At 65.8% G+C, this 18,668-nt stretch carries 22 protein-coding genes; 12 read left to right on the forward strand and 10 right to left on the reverse strand.

The features are described from left to right. Positions 1 to 71: 71 nt before the first annotated feature. The 3 genes from AC1DE3_RS03670 to AC1DE3_RS03680 all read right to left on the reverse strand — a co-directional run bounded on the left by AC1DE3_RS03670 (position 72) and on the right by AC1DE3_RS03680 (position 2,319). The gene (locus AC1DE3_RS03670) at positions 72 to 1,088 is read right to left on the reverse strand and encodes an NADP-dependent oxidoreductase (protein ID WP_476778881.1); all 1,017 of its coding nucleotides are present in this window, start codon (positions 1,086 to 1,088) and stop codon (positions 72 to 74) included. A gap of 143 nt (positions 1,089 to 1,231) precedes the next feature. Next, positions 1,232 to 1,804, reverse strand: coding sequence for a chloramphenicol phosphotransferase CPT family protein (locus AC1DE3_RS03675; protein ID WP_476778880.1), 573 nt, complete (start codon positions 1,802 to 1,804; stop codon positions 1,232 to 1,234). Further along, positions 1,801 to 2,319, reverse strand: a complete 519-nt coding sequence (locus AC1DE3_RS03680; RefSeq protein ID WP_441512010.1) for a MarR family winged helix-turn-helix transcriptional regulator — start codon at positions 2,317 to 2,319, stop codon at positions 1,801 to 1,803. Before AC1DE3_RS03680 ends, AC1DE3_RS03675 begins: the two co-directional genes overlap by 4 nt. A gap of 130 nt (positions 2,320 to 2,449) precedes the next feature. On the opposite strand from AC1DE3_RS03680, the gene AC1DE3_RS03685 reads away from it, so the two are divergent. Then, entirely contained in the window at positions 2,450 to 2,797 is a 348-nt protein-coding gene (locus tag AC1DE3_RS03685; RefSeq protein ID WP_476852081.1) for a cupin domain-containing protein, read from the forward strand. A gap of 179 nt (positions 2,798 to 2,976) precedes the next feature. On the opposite strand, the gene AC1DE3_RS03690 is transcribed toward AC1DE3_RS03685, so the two are convergent. From AC1DE3_RS03690 to AC1DE3_RS03700, 3 genes are all read right to left on the reverse strand, one after another. Continuing rightward, complete coding sequence (locus AC1DE3_RS03690) at positions 2,977 to 3,237, reverse strand: transcriptional regulator (protein WP_441512008.1); 261 nt, start codon at positions 3,235 to 3,237, stop codon at positions 2,977 to 2,979. Positions 3,238 to 3,278: 41 nt separating this feature from the next. Then, positions 3,279 to 3,551 (reverse strand): 30S ribosomal protein S21, encoded by a 273-nt coding sequence (gene rpsU / locus AC1DE3_RS03695; protein ID WP_441512007.1) that lies wholly within the window; start codon positions 3,549 to 3,551, stop codon positions 3,279 to 3,281. Positions 3,552 to 3,686: 135 nt separating this feature from the next. Further along, positions 3,687 to 3,896 carry a cold-shock protein gene (locus tag AC1DE3_RS03700; protein WP_441469865.1) on the reverse strand — a complete coding sequence of 70 codons (210 nt, stop codon included), beginning with the start codon at positions 3,894 to 3,896 and terminating at the stop codon, positions 3,687 to 3,689. Between the two features lie 352 nt (positions 3,897 to 4,248). Between AC1DE3_RS03700 and uvrC the strand changes: the two genes are divergently transcribed. The 5 genes from uvrC to AC1DE3_RS03725 all read left to right on the forward strand — a co-directional run bounded on the left by uvrC (position 4,249) and on the right by AC1DE3_RS03725 (position 8,968). Continuing rightward, entirely contained in the window at positions 4,249 to 6,363 is a 2,115-nt protein-coding gene (uvrC, locus tag AC1DE3_RS03705) for an excinuclease ABC subunit UvrC (protein WP_476852260.1), read from the forward strand. A gap of 171 nt (positions 6,364 to 6,534) precedes the next feature. After that, a complete protein-coding gene (gene pgsA / locus AC1DE3_RS03710) occupies positions 6,535 to 7,155 on the forward strand; it encodes a CDP-diacylglycerol--glycerol-3-phosphate 3-phosphatidyltransferase (RefSeq protein ID WP_476852082.1) in 621 nt (206 codons plus the stop codon). Positions 7,156 to 7,193: 38 nt separating this feature from the next. Beyond that, positions 7,194 to 7,445 carry a molybdopterin converting factor subunit 1 gene (gene moaD / locus AC1DE3_RS03715; RefSeq protein ID WP_476852261.1) on the forward strand — a complete coding sequence of 84 codons (252 nt, stop codon included), beginning with the start codon at positions 7,194 to 7,196 and terminating at the stop codon, positions 7,443 to 7,445. A 7-nt stretch (positions 7,446 to 7,452) separates the two neighbouring features. Next, a complete protein-coding gene (locus tag AC1DE3_RS03720) occupies positions 7,453 to 7,917 on the forward strand; it encodes a molybdenum cofactor biosynthesis protein MoaE (protein WP_476778878.1) in 465 nt (154 codons plus the stop codon). 1 nt (position 7,918) lies between these two features. Then, on the forward strand, positions 7,919 to 8,968 hold the full coding sequence (locus tag AC1DE3_RS03725; RefSeq protein ID WP_476778877.1) for a DUF1176 domain-containing protein: 1,050 nt from the start codon (positions 7,919 to 7,921) through the stop codon (positions 8,966 to 8,968). Between the two features lie 104 nt (positions 8,969 to 9,072). On the opposite strand, the gene AC1DE3_RS03730 is transcribed toward AC1DE3_RS03725, so the two are convergent. Further along, positions 9,073 to 9,960: a branched-chain amino acid aminotransferase gene (locus AC1DE3_RS03730; RefSeq protein WP_476796095.1), complete on the reverse strand. Its 888-nt coding sequence runs from the start codon at positions 9,958 to 9,960 to the stop codon at positions 9,073 to 9,075. 147 nt (positions 9,961 to 10,107) lie between these two features. On the opposite strand from AC1DE3_RS03730, the gene AC1DE3_RS03735 reads away from it, so the two are divergent. From AC1DE3_RS03735 to AC1DE3_RS03750, 4 genes are all read left to right on the forward strand, one after another. Next, on the forward strand, positions 10,108 to 10,650 hold the full coding sequence (locus tag AC1DE3_RS03735; RefSeq protein WP_441512001.1) for a MarR family winged helix-turn-helix transcriptional regulator: 543 nt from the start codon (positions 10,108 to 10,110) through the stop codon (positions 10,648 to 10,650). A gap of 83 nt (positions 10,651 to 10,733) precedes the next feature. Further along, complete coding sequence (locus AC1DE3_RS03740; protein ID WP_441512000.1) at positions 10,734 to 11,477, forward strand: response regulator; 744 nt, start codon at positions 10,734 to 10,736, stop codon at positions 11,475 to 11,477. Positions 11,478 to 11,584: 107 nt separating this feature from the next. Further along, positions 11,585 to 12,931, forward strand: coding sequence for an ATP-binding protein (locus tag AC1DE3_RS03745; RefSeq protein ID WP_476779340.1), 1,347 nt, complete (start codon positions 11,585 to 11,587; stop codon positions 12,929 to 12,931). A 68-nt stretch (positions 12,932 to 12,999) separates the two neighbouring features. Then, the gene (locus AC1DE3_RS03750; RefSeq protein WP_476778875.1) at positions 13,000 to 13,698 is read left to right on the forward strand and encodes an alpha/beta fold hydrolase; all 699 of its coding nucleotides are present in this window, start codon (positions 13,000 to 13,002) and stop codon (positions 13,696 to 13,698) included. Here AC1DE3_RS03750 and AC1DE3_RS03755 read toward each other — a convergent pair. Then, positions 13,695 to 14,597, reverse strand: coding sequence for a LysR family transcriptional regulator (locus tag AC1DE3_RS03755; protein WP_476778874.1), 903 nt, complete (start codon positions 14,595 to 14,597; stop codon positions 13,695 to 13,697). The genes AC1DE3_RS03750 and AC1DE3_RS03755 overlap by 4 nt on opposite strands. A gap of 99 nt (positions 14,598 to 14,696) precedes the next feature. Here AC1DE3_RS03755 and AC1DE3_RS03760 point away from each other — a divergent pair, with 99 nt between their 5' ends. Further along, the gene (locus AC1DE3_RS03760; RefSeq protein WP_476778873.1) at positions 14,697 to 15,335 is read left to right on the forward strand and encodes a glutathione S-transferase; all 639 of its coding nucleotides are present in this window, start codon (positions 14,697 to 14,699) and stop codon (positions 15,333 to 15,335) included. Then, positions 15,325 to 16,269 (forward strand): pyridoxamine 5'-phosphate oxidase family protein, encoded by a 945-nt coding sequence (locus tag AC1DE3_RS03765; RefSeq protein ID WP_476778872.1) that lies wholly within the window; start codon positions 15,325 to 15,327, stop codon positions 16,267 to 16,269. Before AC1DE3_RS03760 ends, AC1DE3_RS03765 begins: the two co-directional genes overlap by 11 nt. Here the strand turns inward: AC1DE3_RS03765 and AC1DE3_RS03770 are convergent. Further along, positions 16,266 to 16,625, reverse strand: coding sequence for a tRNA-binding protein (locus AC1DE3_RS03770; protein ID WP_476778871.1), 360 nt, complete (start codon positions 16,623 to 16,625; stop codon positions 16,266 to 16,268). The two genes, AC1DE3_RS03765 and AC1DE3_RS03770, sit on opposite strands and share 4 nt — an antisense overlap. Beyond that, the gene (locus tag AC1DE3_RS03775) at positions 16,622 to 18,619 is read right to left on the reverse strand and encodes a methyl-accepting chemotaxis protein (protein WP_476778870.1); all 1,998 of its coding nucleotides are present in this window, start codon (positions 18,617 to 18,619) and stop codon (positions 16,622 to 16,624) included. The genes AC1DE3_RS03770 and AC1DE3_RS03775 overlap by 4 nt, the downstream gene beginning before the upstream one ends. Positions 18,620 to 18,668: the final 49 nt, after the last annotated feature.

Raw genomic sequence — 18,668 nt, forward strand, 5'->3', positions numbered from 1 at the left:
GGCGGGGGCACGGTGATGGCCGCGCGCCCGCTCAATGGTCAAGGAAAAAGGCTTGCCCGTGGCACGCTGCCTCAGAGCTTGACGATCATCTTGCCGAAGTTCCTGCCCTCGAGCAGGCCGATGAAGGCCTCGGGTGCGTTCTCCAGCCCCTCGACGATGTCTTCCTTGTACTTGACCGCGCCTTCCCCGATCCAGCGCGCCATCTCCTCGCGGAAAACCGGGGCCTGGGCGATGAATTCGCGTTGAATGAAGCCGCGGATCGTCAGGCTCTTGGATAGCACCTGGCGCATCAGCACCGGCAGCCGGTCCGGCCCCGGAAAATCGCCAGTCGCATTGTACTGAGCAACGAGACCGCAGACCGGGATGCGGGCGAAGGTGTTGAGCAGCGGAAAGACGGCATCCCAGACATGGCCGCCAACATTCTCGAAATAGACGTCGATTCCGTCCGGGCAGGCAGCCGCGAGCTTCCCGGCCATGTCGGGATCGCGATGGTCGATGACCGCGTCGAAGCCGAATGTCTCGCGCACGAAGGCGCATTTTTCGGGTCCGCCGGCGATGCCGACCGCCCGCGCTCCTTTGATCCGCGCGATCTGCCCCACTGCCGAGCCCACGGGCCCGCTCGCCGCCGCGACGACGACGGTCTCGCCCGGCTTGGGTTGGCCGATGGTGAGTAGCCCGGCATAGGCGGTGAAGCCGGGCATGCCGAGCACGCCGAGCGCCGTCGTCACCGGCGCGCTCTTCGGATCGAGCTTGCGCAGTTGCGAACCGTTCGCCACCGCATGGGACTGCCAGCCGGAATAGGACAGCACGAGGTCGCCGCGCCTGAAGGCAGGATCGCGGCTTTCGAGCACCTCGGCAACCGTACCGCCCTCCATCACCTGCCCGATCTCGGTCGGAGCGGCATAGGACTTCGCCGCGCTCATCCGCCCGCGCATATACGGGTCGAGCGAGAGATATTGGACCTTGAGCAGCACCTGCCCTTCGGCGATCGCCGGGATGGCCGCGTGCTCCGCCCGGAAATTCTGCGGGCTGGGGCGCCCTTCCGGGCGGGAGGCGAGAACGATCCGAACACTGTCAGACTGGGACATGAGCTTCGATCCTTGATGAATGCACGGCATAGGCCGGGCTTTCCCATATTGGGCCGGCCTTGCGTCTGCGACAGCCCCGGATCTGCATTCCGAGGCGACGGCAAGCGCATCTGCGGCATGGCGAGATCATGCCCGAACCGCCTTCAGCCTCGATCGCGACGCTCCCTCAGCCGATCGAAGGCCGATGGCAGCGACCGCCCGCGCCACGCCGCGATGACGGCATCGGCATTGGCCTGCATGTCCTGCGTCCCGTCCACGTCGAGATCATAGAGGCAGTAGGAGTGGATGCGGAAATAGTCGCGCCGCGCATCGCCGACCGGCCGGTCGCCCCGCACCAGCTCGCGGCGCTCCAGTTCAGGGAGTTCGCAATGCACGCCGACGAAGAACACGTCGTGCCCGGCGAGCGTATCGGCGAGCCTGAGCAGCCAGTCCTCGCTCTCCATGATGTGCTCGACGATGAGATCGTTGCCAGCTTCGACATAAGCCAGCAGCGAGCGCTCGAAGCCGAGGAAGAAGGCCTCCCGCATCCTCCGCCAGTCGAACTCGCCGCTCTTGATCCGCGCCGTCGGCAATACGCCGGAATCACGGAGGTGGTCGATCGAAATATGCCAGAACGGGGCGTCGATCCGGCCCTGCAGCGCCCGCGCCAGCGAGGATTTGCCGCTGCTCGACGCGCCGTTGAACAGGATGATGCGGCCGGATTTGAACGGCATCATGTCTCGGTCGCCGGCATCGCATCGCTTTCGAGTGTCGCCAGCAGCTCTTTGAGGAGTTCCGCCAGAGCCGTTCGTTTGGGAGGGCTGAGGCTTTCGAGAAACTGTGCCTCGCTCGCCATATCGGCGCGAAGCGCCTCCTCGGCTCGCTGGAAGCCTTGTTCAGTCAGGACGACGAGGACGCTTCGCCCATCCTCCGACGATTTCTCGCGGCGCACCAGCCCGGCCTTTTCCAGCCGCCCCAGCCGGTGCGTCAGCCCGCCGGAGGTAATCATCAGGGAACGATAGAGCGCCGTCGGCGTGAGCCGATAAGGCGGCCCGCTGCGGCGCAGGGTACTGATAACGTCGAACTCGCCGCGATCGAGCCCAAAGCCCGCGAAGGTCTCCTCGATGCTGGGACGAACGAGATTGGACAGGCGATACGCCCGCCCCAGGATCGCCGTGGGCGTCGTGTCGAGATCCGGCAATTCGCGGGCCCATTGAGCCCTGACGCGCTCGACATGGTCCATCTTCGTCATCGCTCGCCCCACACGCGCTTCGTCCCCTCATCTGCCTTGGCCCGGCTCCCGCGCCAAGAGATATCTTGACGAGAAGATATATTCAGTCCAACTATCTTTGTGCAAAGATAACTGAAGGAGTGTGATGCCGATGATGATCGACAGCAACGCCCTGCGCAGCGGCACAAGCCGCACTGCCCGGTTCGAAGGCGGCAGCTACGGTTCGCAGGTGTCGTTTTTCCTGATCGCCAACGAGCCCGGGCAGGGACCGGGCCTGCATGTTCATCCCTATTCGGAGACTTGGGTGATCCGGTCCGGCGAAGCAGAGTTCACCCTCGGGACGGAAAAATTGCGAGCTGGCGCTGGCACGATCGTGGTCGGGCCGGCCGGCGTTCCGCACAAATTCGTCAACATCGGAACGGGGCGGCTCGAGCTGGTCTGCATCCACGCCAACGAGGCGATCGTTCAGGAGTGGATCGACGACGATGCCGCGGCTTGAACGTGCCCTGGCACAGGTCGCGGCGAAACGAGATGCGGCGGCTCACCGCCTTCGTCAGGGCCGGCGCCGCTTCGACAGTGGCAATGGCCGCCACTCGACGGACAGATGATGCGAGCGAGCTCTTGAGAGCGCCATATCGTGATGGCTGCCCTGCCGGGATATCCTCCCGGCCAAGCGTGTCAGAGCGGCTTGGCCGCAGCTCGGCGCGGGCGCTTCACCGCCGCAGCGCTGCGCGGCGCCTTCGCCTTGGCCGCAGCTTCCTCGGCGTCTCTTGCAAGTCGCAGGGCTCTCAACTTCTCGGTCTTCAGGCGCGTCTGGCTGGATTGGTCCTCAAGCGCCTGCCACGCAACAAGCGTATCTCGCTTGCGTTGCTCGGTCGTCTCGAAAGCCGCCTGCGCCCGGGCCTTGATCTCGTCCAGCTTCATGTTCCGACTAGACATGGGAAACTCCTTCTCGGCAGGCGACAGCTGATCGATGCTGATCAGATGGAAGGCGGACGCGGCGCTCCGCTACGTGCCTTGCCGACGGGCAGCTTGCGCTTCGGCGCCGGCAGCAGCCCTTCGCGCTGCGCTTGCTTGCGCGCGGCCTTCTTGGCGCGGCGAACGGCCTCGCCTTTTTCTCGGGCGCGGCGCTCGGACGGCTTCTCATAGGCGCGGCGCTGCTTCATTTCGCGAAACACGCCTTCGCGCTGCAGCTTCTTCTTCAGGACACGAAGCGCCTGCTCGACATTGTTGTCCCGAACGAGAACTTGCATGACTACCCTTTCCAAAAAACACAAAGGGTCGGGCTAGCTGATCCCGACCCCTTACTCACCGTTGCCGAGAAACGTATCGTCGTGGCCTGGTATACCCGTGACCCCTCAAATCGCCGTTGCTCGCGCCTCTAGCGGCTACTCGGCGCGCAGATTATCGGCCGAGCTCTTGCCGGACCGCTTGTCCTGGACCAGCTCATACGAAATCTTCTGACCTTCACGTAGATCGCGCAGACCCGCGCGCTCTACCGCGCTGATATGGACGAACACGTCCTGTCCACCATCGTCAGGCTGAATGAAACCAAAACCCTTGGTCGCATTGAACCACTTAACTGAACCCGAAGCCATCGGCGCCTCCCGCAAGCGCGCTTATTCAAGCCGCATGGGTCACATGCAGCGGCGAATTCGATAAAAGGAAGAAATCATCAGCGTGTCGCGCTCACAAGGCGCGAATGGCCAAGTCATCAGGCCTAAATCGAGATTAACGAATAGAACGCGATCAACATGATGTCAAACCGAGATCAGATCGACGGGCGAATGAAAACGCCCCCTGCCCGCGGCGCGACGAAAGACAACGTTGAGAAACCATCGCCGATTTCGCTCGACGTTAAGCGGAGCGCGGGCCGCCGCTGTCGGAGCACAGCCATCCCCGTGCCGCTCCTGACATGACGAAGCCACTGCGACATCCTACATGAACATCATGAATCGCGAACGTCAGGACGATCTGCCCCAAGACGAGTTCGATGACGAGGAGGATGCACTCCCCGTCGAGCCGACACCCGATCTTGCGGAGGCTGCGCCCGGCGCGCTCAAGGCCGGCATCGAAATCATCCAGCAATTCGCCAGGCATCTTCCGAACAAGCCCGGCGTCTACCGGATGTTCGACCGTGCGGGCGAGGTGCTCTATGTCGGCAAGGCCAAGAGCCTGAAGAACCGCGTGACCTCCTATGCCCGCGGCATGGCGCACACCAACGCCGTGGCGCGCATGATCGCCGAGACGGCGAATATGGAGTTCGTCACCACCGGCACAGAGACCGAGGCCCTGCTGCTCGAGTCGAACCTGATCAAGCAGCTCAGGCCGCGCTACAACGTGCTGCTGCGCGACGACAAGTCGTTCCCCTACATCCTGCTGACGGGGGACCATGACGCGCCCGCGATCCTGAAGCACCGCGGCTCGCGCCAGCGCAAGGGCGATTATTTCGGCCCCTTCGCCTCGGTCTGGGCGGTGACGCGCACCATCGACGCGCTGCAGAAGGCCTTCCTGATCCGCACCTGCTCGGATTCCTTCTACGAGAACCGCACGCGCCCCTGCCTGCTCTTCCAGATCAAGCGCTGCGCCGGCCCCTGCACAGGCGAGATCTCGATCCCCGATTATCAGGCGCTGGTCGGCCAGGCCCGCGACTTCCTCTCCGGCCGCTCCTCCGCCGTGAAACAGCTGCTCTCGGCGCGGATGCAGGAGGCCGCCGAAGAACTCGAATTCGAGAAGGCCGCACGCTACCGCGACCGTCTTGCCGCGCTCTCGGCCGTGCAGGCCGGCCAGGACATCAACACGCAAGGCGTGGAAGAGGCCGATGTCTTCGCCATCGACGAACAGGCCGGGCATTTCTGCGTCGAGATCTTCTTCTTCCGCAACCACCAGAACTGGGGCAACCGCGCCCTGTTCCCACGCGCCGACCGCTCGCTGACGCCGGCCGAGGTGCTGGCCTCGGTCGTCGCCCAGTTCTACGACGACAAGCCGCCGCCGCGCCTCGTGCTGCTCTCGCACCCGGTCGAGGAGATCGAGCTGATCGGCCAGGCGCTCTCGGCCCGCGCCGGCCGCAAGGTCGAGGTCGCCCATCCCAAGCGCGGCGAACGGGCCGACCTGATGGCCCATGCCGTCAAGAACGCCCGCGAGGCGCTTTCCCGCAAGCTCGCTGACAATGCCGGCCAGAGCGCGCTGCTCGCCGCGCTCGGTGCCGCCTTCGGCATGGAGACCCCGCCGCGCCGGGTCGAGGTCTACGACAACTCGCACATCATGGGCACGAACGCGGTCGGGGGCATGATCGTCGCCGGACCGGACGGGTTTATGAAGAGCCACTACCGCACCTTCAACATCTCGACCGACACCATCGCCGGCGACGATTTCGGCATGATGCGGGAGGTGCTGACACGCCGGTTCTCAAGGCTCGCGAAGGAGGAAGGCATTTCTCTGAGCCCTCATCCTGAGGAGGCCGCGGATGCGGCCGTGCCGAAGGATGCTCCAGAGAGTGATGGAACCTCCGCGGCCATCCTTCGAGACGCGCCCGATGGCGCTCCTCAGGATGAGGGCTCGCCGAAGAAGCCCCGCAAGGCGCCAAAGCCGCGCAAGGACGAGGACGGCTTCCCATCCCGTCCCGATCTCGTCATCGTCGATGGCGGCAAGGGACAGTTCTCCGCAGCGCTCAAGATCTTGAAGGAGCTCGGCGCCGCCGACATCCCGCTCGTTGCCATCGCCAAGGGGGAAGACCGCAATGCCATGCGCGAAACCTTCCACATGGCGGGTCGCGAGCCCTTCAAGCTGCAGCCGCGCGATCCCGCGCTCTATTTCATCCAGCGCCTGCGCGACGAGGCGCATCGCTTCGCCATCGGCACCCACCGCGCCAAGCGCAAGCGCGAGACCATGAAGAACCCGCTCGACGAGATTCCCGGCATCGGCCCCTCGCGCAAGCGCGCGCTGCTGCTGCATTTCGGCACGGTGAAGGCGATCCAGCGCGCCAAGCTCGACGACCTCATGCGCACGCCCGGCGTCAATGCGGCCACGGCCAAGGCCGTGCATAATTTCTTTCACGATGCGTAGAGCATCACGCGAGAATGCGCGAACCGGTCTTTCGGAGGCACAATGCCCCGGATTTCCGCAATCCAGCACGTTTTTCGCATTCGGACGGCCCCGGCCGAATGCGACATGGTCTATAACTCCCGCCACATTCACGCTGTTGCGTGTTGACGCTGCCGCAGCGGCCTTGCTTTGGTGCTCGACGTGACGATTCTTCCTGACGCCATCAGGCGGCGCGGCCCCTGGTCGCTGCCCAACCTCCTCACTTACGGGCGGATCCTGGCGATCCCGGCCTTGGTGGCGATTCTGTTCTGGCCGCGCGACGACTGGATGCGCTGGCTCGCTTTGGCGATCTACACCCTCGCGGCGATCACCGACTATTTCGACGGCTACATCGCCCGCGCCTGGAGCCAGCAATCGGCCATCGGCCGCATGCTCGATCCGATTGCCGACAAGCTCCTCGTCGCCGCCCTGCTGGTGATGCTCGTCTATACCGGCCAGATCGAGGGGTGGACGCTCTGGGCCGCGATCGTGATCCTCTGCCGCGAGATCCTCGTCTCGGGGCTGCGCGAGTTCCTGGCCGATCTCAAAGTGAGCGTCCCCGTCAGCAAGGTCGCGAAGTGGAAGACGACGGCGCAGCTCTTCGCGCTCGGCTTCCTGATCGCCGGCCCGGCGGGCGACAAGGTCCTGCCGGGGAACACCCAGATCGGGATCGTGCTGCTCTGGGCGGCTGCGGGTCTGACGATCTATACCGGCTGGGATTATTTCAACGCCGGCATCCGTCACCTCGTCGAGCAGGACGAGCGCATGCCATGAATGCCGTCGCCGCCGCCACCACCGCTGCGACCCGCCGCGTGAAGCTCGTCTATTTCGCCTGGGTACGCGAACGCGTCGGCCTGCCGGAAGAGACGCTCGATATCCCCGYCGACCTCGCCACCGTCGCCGATCTCTTGCGCTGGCTGAAGGCGCGCGGCGAGAACTATGAAGCCGCTTTCACCAACGAGGCCGTGGTGCGAGCCGCGCTGGATCAGGTTCACACCAAGCCGCAAAGCCCGCTTGGCAACGCCCGCGAGATCGCCTTCTTTCCGCCGATGACCGGCGGCTGAGGCCGCCATGACACCCCTTATCCGTATCCAGCGCGAGGATTTCGAGCTTTCGGACGAGATCGCAGCGCTCAGCCACGGCCGTGCGGACATCGGTGCCGTCGTCTCCTTCATCGGGCTTTGCCGCGATGAATCCGGCGCGCTCGCCGCGCTGGAGCTGGAGCACTATCCCGGCATGGCCGAGGCTGAGATCGGCCGTGTCGCGGCCGAGGCCGCAGCGCGCTGGCCGCTCATGGGGCTCGTCGCGATCCACCGCTACGGATTGATCCGGCCGGGCGAGCAGATCGTGCTGGTGCTCGCAGCTTCTGCACACCGCCGCGCCGCCTTCGAGGCTGCCGACTTCATGATGGACTACCTCAAGACACGCGCGCCCTTCTGGAAGCGCGAACACCGCGCGGACGGCACGCTCGGCGGCTGGGTCGAGGCCAAGACGGATGACGACGATGCGGCGAGACGCTGGGAAGAAGCGCCCTGAAATGCTGAGGGGCTTCGCTCTCGCCGGTGGGTGGATGCTGCTCCCGGCCCTGGCCGCGGCGGCAGCCCCGGAGCCGAAGACGTTTCGCGACTGGATGGCCGGCTGCGACAATCTCAAGAGCTGCACCGCCCTGTCGCTGCCCCCGGAGAGCGCCGACGCCGTCGCCTATCTGCGCCTGGAACGCCCTGCTGGGCCTGACGGTGCGGCCAACCTCGTCCTGCGCTTGCGCGGCGACTGGAAGAAGCCTCCGGCAGCGCTTCAGCTCAAGCTCGACGGCGCGCCCTTCCCCGCCGGCGGCAAGCCGCTCCCGGCAGCGGCCGATGGCGACATGGTGTCGCTATCCTTCCAGCCTGCCGAGATCGCGACGCTGATCGAAGCAGCTCGGAAGGCAACCAAGCTCGCCATATCCGCGCCCGGTGTGACAGCGACCATTTCGTTGTCCGGCTCGGTCGCAGCAATGCTCTGGATCGACGAGCAGCAGGGCCGGCTGAACACGACTTCGGCTCTCATCCGCAAGGGCAACGGCATCTCCGTTCCGGCAGCCCCGCCGCTGCCGATCGTCACGGCAAAGCCCGCGGCCGGCACGCTGTCGGAGAAGGACGGAAAAGCGCTCGCTGCGTCGCTGCGCAAGCAGATCAAACAACGGGACGCCGATCTTTGCGAGGATGACGAAATGCTGGTCGCGGCCGATGAGGCCTGGGCCCTCGACGGCGAGCGCCGCCTCGTTGGCCTGGCCTGCTCGCGCGGCGCCTACAACGTCTCCACTGGTTTCTGGATGGTGGAGCGCGGCGATGTCACAGCCGCGAAGCCTGTCGCTCTGCCGGAGGGCGAAGGCGATGCGAAGAACATGCTGACCAATGCTGATTTCGACCCGAAGACCGGCCGGCTGAGTTTCTTCGCCAAGGGCCGCGGGCTCGGCGACTGCGGCGCCACCGGCGGCTACGCCTGGACGGGCACCGCCTTCGTCCAGACCGAGTTCGGCATGATGGGCGAATGCCGCGGCATCGGCCCGGACGACTGGATCACGCTCTACCGGAGCGAAGTGAAATAGCCGCGTCATTCTCGGGCGGAGCAAGGCTTCGCCCGAGAATCTGGTGACGAAAGATCACTGGTTTCCGAGATGCCCGGGTCAAGCCCGGGCACGACGGCTGCGTGTTACGCCGCCTTCGACTGCGGGCGCACCGCGGCCGAGTAATCTTCCATGATCACCTTGCCCATGTTGCCGGTGATGAAGTTGTAGGGGCCGATCTCGGACACCAGCGTCACCTCGGCGGCGGAGCCGGTGATGAAGCACTCGTTGAAGCCTTCCAGCTCCTCCGGGCGGATGCGCCGCTCCACCACCTCGAAACCGCGCTGCTTGCACAAATCGATCACCGACTGACGGGTGATGCCGTTGAGGAAGCGGTCGGCCAGCGGGGTGTGGACCACGCCGTCCTTGATGAAGAAGATGTTGGCGCCGGTGCATTCGGCGACATTGCCTTCCCAATCCAGCATCATCGCATCGGCATAGCCGGCGCGCTCCGCCTTATGCTTCGACAGCGAGCAGATCATGTAGAGGCCCGCCGCCTTGGCATGAACAGGCGCGCAGGCCGGGTCCGGCCGGCGATAATCGGCAACGTCGAGGCGCACGCCCTTCAGCTTCTGCGCCATGTCGAACATGCTCGGCCATTCCCACACCGCGATGGCGGTATGGATCTTGTTGTTGATGCCCGACACGGCCATCATCTCCGAGCCCCGCCAGGCGACGGGACGGAGATAGGCGTCCTTGAGCCCGTTCTCCTTCAGGCAGAGATACTTGGCCTCGTCCAGCTCGGCGACCGAATAGGGGATCGTGAAATCCATGATCTCGGCCGATTTGTGGAAGCGCTGCGAATGCTCCGCGCACTTGTAGATGACGCCGTCATAGGCGCGCTCGCCCTCGAACACGCAGGAGCCGTAGTGGAGCCCGTGGGTCAGTACGTGAATCTTGGCGTCCTTCCACGGCACGAGCTTGCCGTCGAACCAGATGACGCCGTCGCGCTGGTCGAAAGGAATGACTGACATGGGACCTTCTCCTGGGTGCTTCCTCGCTCCGAACTCCGGCACAGCCGATTTGGGAACGCAAGCATGGGTCTAAAGCTGCGCCGCGACGATCGGCTTTGAAATAATCGTTCGCTCAGCGCCCTTGACCGGTAATCTTCCGTCTGAGATATGTCAATAAGGCTGACCCAAATTTTTGGAAGCGTGCTTTTGACCTTGTCCGAACCTCGCCCTGACGACGCCCCCCTGAAGCCCTCGTCCGAGGCCGTTCCGCACGACCTGATCGAGCTGCTTTTCTTCGCCTATCGCGATTTCGTCGGAGACCCCGACAGGATACTCGCGGATTATGGCTTCGGCCGGGCGCATCACCGCGTCCTGCATTTCGTCCAGCGCTGTCCGGGTCTGACCATCGCCGAGCTGCTCGACATCCTGCAGATCACGAAGCAGAGCCTGAACCGCGTCCTCAAGGAGCTGGTCGAGAAAGGCTATATCGAGCAGCGCACCGGCCGGCAGGACAAGCGCCAGCGCCATCTCCACACAACCGCCGCCGGGCAGGACCTAGCGCTTCGCCTCGTCCGGCTCCAGGCCAAGCGCATCAACCGGGCGCTCGAGGGCGTCGGCCCCGAGGCAGCGGCAATCGCCGCGCAATACCTGGCCGCCTTGATCGATCCGGCGGAGCGGCCGAAGGTCGAACGCCTGCTGACGAAGCCCTGACAAGCGACCCGCCTCGCGCATTGTGCTATGGCAGCCGGGCACCGTGATCGTTCCCGGCCCGGATGCAGGAGGAAGGCGCAAGCATGATCGCCAGCGAGACCCTAGCGAAGCCGGCCCGCAAGCCGATCCCCGACGAGGCGCCGCATGTCCTCGTCGTCGATGACGACCGCCGCTTGCGCGATCTGCTGGCCCGCTTCCTCGGCGACAATGGCTACCGCGTCACCACCGCCGCCAATGCGGGGGAAGCGGACACGCGGCTCGGCAACCTCGTCTTCGACGCGATCGTGCTCGACGTGATGATGCCTGGCGAGAACGGCTTCGATTTCGCCCGCCGTTTCCGCGGCGGCTCCGCCGTGCCGATTCTGATGCTGACCGCCCGCGCCGACGGCAAGGACCGGATCAACGGCCTCGAGATCGGCGTCGACGACTATCTCGCCAAGCCCTTCGAGCCGCGCGAACTGCTCCTGCGCCTCGGCAACATCCTGAAGCGCACCGTGGTGGTCGAAGCCGCCCAATCCGGCACGCGCCCCGATTTCGTCCGCTTCGGTCCCTTCATCTATGGGCTGGCCCGTGGCGAACTGCGCAAAGGCGAGGAGACGATCCGCCTGACCGAGCGCGAGCGCGAGATCCTCACCGCGCTCGCCGAGCGCGCCGGCGAGGTCGTCCCGCGCGAGGAGCTGGCGGCTCAGGGGTCGGCTGCGAACGACCGAACGGTCGACGTGCAGATGAACCGGCTGCGCCGTAAGATCGAGCGCGATCCGGCCGATCCGCTCTATCTCCAGACCGCGCGCGGCGTCGGCTACAGGCTGGTGACGGACAGGACGTGACTCCGCTTCACCACGGCAGGAACAGGCAGTCGGCGCTGCGCGCTGTTGCGGCGGCTCTGACTCGCGGCCTTGCCGTGCTCGATGCGATCGGCAACCAACTCGGCCGAATCTTGCGCCCGGCGCTGAGGAGCGTCGGCCGCCCGCTCCAGATCATCGCGCGCTACATGCCCAAGGGGCTCTATCCGCGCGCGCTCGTCATCGTCATCGCGCCGGTGGTGCTGCTGCAATCGGTCATCGCCTACGTCTTCATGGAGCGACACTGGCAGCTCGTGACGCAGCGCCTGTCCTCCGCCGTCTCCGCCGACATCGCGATGCTGATCGATGTCTATGAGAGCTATCCGCAGGATGCCGACACCACGACGCTCTCGCGCATCGCCGCCGAGCGCCTCGGCATGGACGTCGACATCATCCCCGATTCCGATCTGCCGGCGCCGGGTCCCCGCCCGTTCTTCTCCCTGCTCGACAACGCGCTTTCAACCGAGCTCAGCCAGCAGGTCGCGCGCCCCTTCTGGCTCGACACGGTCGGCCGCTCCAGCCTGATCGAGATCCGCATCAAGCTCGGCAAGGACGTGATGCGCATCCTGACCCGGCGCAATGCGGCCTATGCCTCCAACAGCCACATCTTCCTGCTCTGGATGATCGGCACCTCGCTCATCCTGCTCACCATCGCCGTGCTGTTCCTGCGCAACCAGATCCGCCCGATCCTGAAGCTTGCGGATGCGGCGGAGGCCTTCGGCAAGGGCCGCGAAGCCGATTTCCGCCCGCGCGGCGCGCGCGAAGTCCGCCGCGCCGGCAACGCCTTCATCGAGATGAAGCGACGCGTCGAGCGCTCGATCGGCGAGCGCACGACGATGCTGAACGGCGTCAGCCACGATCTGCGCACCATCCTCACGCGCTTCCGGCTCTCGCTCGCCCTGATGGAGCGCTCCTCCGAGATCGAGGCGCTCGAGAAGGATGTCGACGAGATGAGCCGCATGCTCGAGGACTATCTCGCCTTCGCGCGCGGCGACGCAGGCGAGGTGCCGGTCGAGACCGATATCCGCTCCCTGCTGGAAGAGCTGAAGGCGGATGCCGAGCGCCAGGGCCATCAGACCGGGCTCGAGGTGGTCGGCGATCCGCTGGTCGTCATACGCCCGGACGCCTTTCGGCGCCTCCTGACCAATCTCGTCTCCAACGCCGCCCGCTATGGCGACCGCATCGCAATCCGCGCGACGCATGACGCGCGCTACCTGATCGTGATGGTCGACGACGACGGACCGGGCATCCCGCCCGACCAGCGCGAGGAGGTCTTCCGTCCCTTCTTCCGTCTCGACGAAGCCCGCAATGTCGATGGCGGCGGCACGGGTCTCGGCCTCGCCATCGCCCGCGACATCGCCCGCGCACATGGCGGCGACATCATGCTGAGCGACTCGCCGCTCGGCGGCCTGCGCGCAACGGTGCGCCTGCCGGTCTGACCAATGATCCGCTCGACGCCGCTTGATCCGTCACCGAATGTGGTCACTGGGCCTATAGGGGACAGATCATGATGGGATTCCGCATCGTTGCAGCGCTTGTTGCAGCCTCCCTTCTCCTATCCGCGGCGGCGGCACGCTGCGAAGAGGTTATCGATCTCGGCGGAGGTCTTTTCGGCGGCGGCCGCGCGCTTCTGAACAAGCCTGCGGGAAAACCTCGTGCGGGGCTGGTCCTGCTGACCGGCGGCGACGGCTATGTCGGCATAGGCTCCGACGGGAGCGTCGAGCGCGACGGCAACTGGATCGTACGGACCCGCGGCGCCTATCTGCGCAGCGGCATCGCCAGCATCACGCTCGATGCCAATGCCGACCCGGCAAAGGCTGTGGAATACATGCGCGCTCTTGCGCCGCGCGTCATCGTCGTGGCGATGAGCCGCGGCGCTCTCAAGGTTGCCGGCACCCTGCCCGCAAGGCCGGACGGCATCGTCTTCACCTCGGCCATGCTTGACCAGGCGCAGGAAATGATCGGCGATCCCTCGCGCCTGCCCCCGATGCTCATCATCCATCATCGCCAGGACACCTGCCGCGTGACGCTGCCGGAATCGGCCGTGAGCTTTCAACAATGGACCGGTGGCAAAGCGCGGCTGCTCTGGATCGACGGCGGCTCCTCGACCGGGAACCCCTGCCAGGCCCGTGCCTATCACGGCTTCATCGGCCGCGAGGGGCAGGTTGTCTCCGCCATATCCGGTTTTGCGCGCTCGCTGCGCTAGGAACAACCGCCGATCGGCGCAAGCTGCGGCAACCGCGCGACGGCATGGTCGATGAAGGCGCGCACGCGCGGCGCCGGCTGGCGCCCTCCCGGCATCACGAGCTGCACCGGTAGTGGCGCCGGCTCGAACTCCGGGAGCAGGCGCATCAGCGTTCCCGCAGCCAGATCGTCGGCCGCCTGATAGGACAGCACTTGTGCCAGCCCGCGCCCGGCGCGCGCCGCGATCAGCACCGATTCCACCTCGTTGACGATGAGCCGCGGCGTCAGCACGATCCCGCTGCCGCGGCGGGCGCCCCCGAAACGCCAGGTCAGCGTCTGGTTGGCCGCGACGCTCGCGATCGTCTCATGGGCCGCGATATCGGCCGGGCGGCGCAATGGCGGGCAACGGGCGAGATAGGACGGCGCCGCGACGAGGACGCGCCGGACTTCCCCGACCTTGCGCATCAGCAAGCCCGAGTTCGGCAGCGGTCCGATCCGGACCGCAATCTGCAGATCCTCTTCGATCAGGTCGAGGTTCCTGTCGGCGAGCACGAGTTCGACCTGCACCTGCGGATAGCGGTCGAGAAACTCGGACACCAGCGGCGTGACATGCCGCCTGCCGAAGGCGAGCGGCGCCGTGATCCGCAGCAACCCGCTGACCGGCTCGGCCGCTGCGACGCCCAGCGCGGTTTCGTAATCGGACAGGAGCCGCCGGGCTGTCGTCGCAAGCTCCCTGCCTGCATCGTTCGGCGTCAGCCGCCGCGTCGTGCGCGCGATCAGTTGGGTGCCGACGCGCTCTTCCAGCGCCGCGAGCGCCCGCGTCACGGCCGGGCGCGATTTACGAAGGCGCCGCGCGGCTCCAGCAAGGCTGCCGGCATCGACGATCGCCACGAAGATCGCAAGCTCCTCGATCCGATCCACCGCACTGTTCCATCAATTGAAATTCTAATTTGGAGAGATAGCAGATTTCGACAGTTCTTCGAAACGATCATGATCCTGCCGACCAGCAGGAGCATCGCCATGTCATCGACCGAGATCGTCCTTTACGGCACCGCCCTTTCAGGCCACGCCCACCGCGTCGAGCTGCTGTTGCGCGCCCTCAGGCTGCCCTATCGGTTCGAGCCGGCGCCCGCGGAAGTTCGGCAGAGTGCGGCGTTCCGCAAGCTCAATCCGCTCGGTCAGATTCCCGTCCTGCAGGATGGCGAGCTGACGCTCGCCGACAGCAATGCGATCATGGTCTATCTGGTGAAGCGCTACGCCCCGGACAGCGTCTGGCTGCCGGTTGATCCCGTCGGCGCGGCGCATGTCCAGCGCTGGCTTTCGATCGCTGCCGGCGAGGTCATGCACGGTCCCTCCGTAGCGCGGCTGATCACGCAATTCGGCCTGAACGACGATAAGGCGCGCGCCAAGCGCATCGCGGCACGGCTCCTCGCCTTCATGGAGGAGCATCTGGCGGAGCGCGACTTCCTGGCGGCTGTTCACCCGACCCTCGCCGATCTGGCCTGCTACTCCTACGTCGCTCACGCGCCGGAGGGTGGCATCCCGCTGAGCCCCTATCCGGCCGTGCGCCGCTGGCTGGCTCGCGTCGAGGCCCTGCCCTTCTTCAAGCCAATCCCGCCTTCTCCCCTGCCGGCCGAGCTCGACGACGATGCAGCCTGACGGTCCCTTTCATACCGGCGAACTCGCCGTGCAGGCGCGGGCTGGCGTCGTCGCGCGCGGAGCCGGCATCCGCAGTTTCATGCCGGATCAGCATCGCATCTTCTTCGGGCAGCTTCCCTGGCTCTTCGCCGGCGTGCTCGATGCGGAGGGCTGGCCGCTGGCGACGACGCTCACCGGCTCGCCCGGTTTCGTGACCAGCCCGGAACCGACGCGCCTGTCGATTGCAACTCTGCCGCACCCCGACGATCCGGCATTCGAAGCGTTCCGGCCGGGCAGCCCGATCGGCCTGCTCGGGCTCGAATTCGAAACCCGGCGCCGCAACCGCGCCAACGGCTGGATCGACGCGGTTGGAGACGATGGCTTTTCGGTTGCCGTCACCCAGAGCTTCGGCAACTGCGCCAAATATATCCAGGCGCGCAGTAGCGCCCCGAACGGCGGCGTTTCCACCGGACAACCCGCTAGTCTCTCCGGTCTCGATACGGCGGCCCGGACATTGATCGCCAATGCCGACACGCTCTTCATTGCCAGCGCCGCTGCACTTGAGACATCGCCAGGCGGCGCCGACATCTCCCATCGCGGCGGGCGGCCGGGCTTCGTGCGCGTCGATGGCGATACGCTGACCATCCCGGATTTCGCGGGAAACAACTACTTCAACACGCTTGGAAACCTGCTGGAGCAGCCGCGGGCAGCCCTGCTCTTCGTCGACTTCGAGACGGGCACGACACTGCAATTGCAAGGCGTGGCGGAGATCGTCTGGGACGGGCCGGAGCTTGCCGGGCTGGGGGGATCGCAGCGCCTGTGGCGCTTTCACGTCACGCGGGGTTGGCGGCGCCCTCAGGCGCTGGCGCTGCGTTGGTTGGCGCCGGAATTCGCGCCGACCACTTTGCAGACCGGTCTCTGGTCTGCTCCTGCCGCTTTGATGCAGGCCGGCTAGTAAAGCCTTCCACCGTCCGGGACGCTATGGCCCGGCCCGATCAGAACGACCTCGCCTTCGGCGTCGGGAATGCCGAGCGTCAGCACCTCCGACATGAACTTGCCGATCTGGCGCGGCGGGAAGTTGACCACTGCAAGCACCTGCCGGCCCGGAAGATCCTCGGGCCGGTAGTGTTTGGTGATCTGGGCCGAGGATTTCTTGCGGCCGATAGTGCCGCCGAAATCGATGACGAGCTTGATTGAGGGCTTGCGCGCCTCGGGATAGGGCTCGGCCTCGACGATCGTCCCGACACGGATGTCGACCTTGAGGAAATCGTCGAAGCCGATCGGCGCGGCCGGTTCGGCGGGCGTGCTCAAAATTCCTCCCACCCATTGTCGCGGGCGTCGGCATCGGCCTTGTGGGCAGTTGCTGCGCTGCCATTATAGACCTTGCTGCCGGCCCGTGGCGCGGCGGTGCGGGGCGCGGCGGCCCGCGGCGCGGGTGCGACAGCCGCCTGCATCGTCCGCGCCATCGCCTTGAGCCCGGCGACATCGCTGCCGAGCTGGAAGCGTGCGACCAGTCCCGACAGGCGATCGGCCTCCTGCGAGAGGGAATGGGCCGCAGCGGTCGACTGCTCGGCCATCGCAGCGTTCTGCTGCGTCGCCTGATCCATCTCGCCCACGGCGGAGTTGACCTCCTGCAGGCCCGAGGCCTGCTCCTGCGCGGCACCGGCGATCTCCGCCACCAGCCCGGTGACGCGGGTGATCTCGGACGCCATGCGCTGGAGGGCGCCGCCGGTCTGGCCGACGAGGGCGACGCCCTTCTCGACCTCGATCGTCGAAGCGTCGATCAGTGTCTTGATCTCCTTGGCGGCGGAGGCCGAACGCTGGGCCAGCGCCCGCACTTCGGAGGCGACGACGGCGAAGCCCTTGCCGGCGTCACCGGCGCGCGCCGCCTCGACCGAGGCGTTGAGCGCGAGCAGGTTGGTCTGGAAGGCGATCTCGTCGATCACGCCGACGATCTGCGAAATCTCCTGCGCCGATTTCTCGATGCCGCCCATCGCCGTCACCGCATCGCGTACGATGCTGGTGGATTGTTCGGCCTCGGTCTTGACCTGTTCCGTCGCCTGATTGGCGAGGCGGGCACTTTCGGCGGTCTGGCGCACCGTGGCGGTCAGTTCGTCGAGCGCAGTCGCGGTCTCCTCGACCGAGGAAGCCTGCTGTTCGGTGCGGCTGGCGAGGTCGTCCGCCGCCTGGCTGATCTCGGTCGAGCCCGCCTTCATGCTCTCGGTATTGGTCGCGATCTGCCGCATCGCATCCTGGAGCTTGGCGATGGCGCCGTTGAAGTCGCCCTTCAGCTTGGCGTACTCGGCGGTAAACGCCGCCTCGATCCGATAGGTCAGGTCACCGTCGGAGAGCCGCTCCAGGCCGGTGGCGAGAGCCTGCACCACAGCGGCCTGGGTGCGCGCATGCTCGGCACGCTCGGTCTCATTGCGGCGGCGCTCGCCATCGGCGGCGCTGCGATGGTCCGCCGCTTCCTCCTCGGTGCGCAGCTTGTCGGCTTCCATCGCCTCCTTGGCCAGGGCCGCATCGCGGAAGACCTCCAGCGAGCGGGCCATCGAGCCCACCTCGTCGGAGCGCTCCTGATGCTCGATCACAGTGTCGAGCTGCCCCGAGGCGAGGCCGTCCATCGAACCCTTCAGCGAACGCAGCATGCTGGTGGCGCGGCGGCTCAGCACGACGACGAGACCGAGCATGAGAAGGCCGAGCGGCACGAGCACCTTGGCGACGCCCGCGACCATGCTCATGAAGGCGGAGTCGACATCCTGCACATGCAGGCCGGAGCCAACCACCCACTGCCATTTCGGAATGCCGACGACATAGGAGATCTTGAGAGATGGCTGCTTGTCGCCGGCCTTGAGCCAGCCATAGTCCAGGAAGCCCTCGCCTTTCGCCTTCACCAGCGCGATCATGTCCTGGACGAAGAACTTACCCTCCGCGTCCTTGAGCGGCTTCATGTCCGTCGACTGGATCTTCTTGTTGGCATGCAGGACGCTGATGCCGTCATAGTTGACGAGGAAGTAGTAGTTCCCGTCGTCGAAACGGGCATTGCCGAGGGCCGCAATCGCCATATTCTTGGCGTCGTTTTCCTTGAGCTCGCCGGCCTCGACCCGCGCCAGATAGCCTTTCACCGTCGTTGCAGCAGCCTCGACGAGGTTCTTCATCTCGCCGCGCTTCAGCGCGATCATCTCGTTGCGGGCGGCGTTCAACGTGTAGCCGACGCTGCCGACGGCGATCAGCACGGCCAGGGCTGCGATCAGGGCGAATGAGCGGCTGATCGACAGGGTCGCAAGCTTCTTGAAGAAAGACATACGCGTTTCCTGCGCAGGAGGGACCCTTCACCTCGCGCAAATTGACTAA

The organism is Allobosea sp. 10L417 (genome assembly GCF_056395485.1).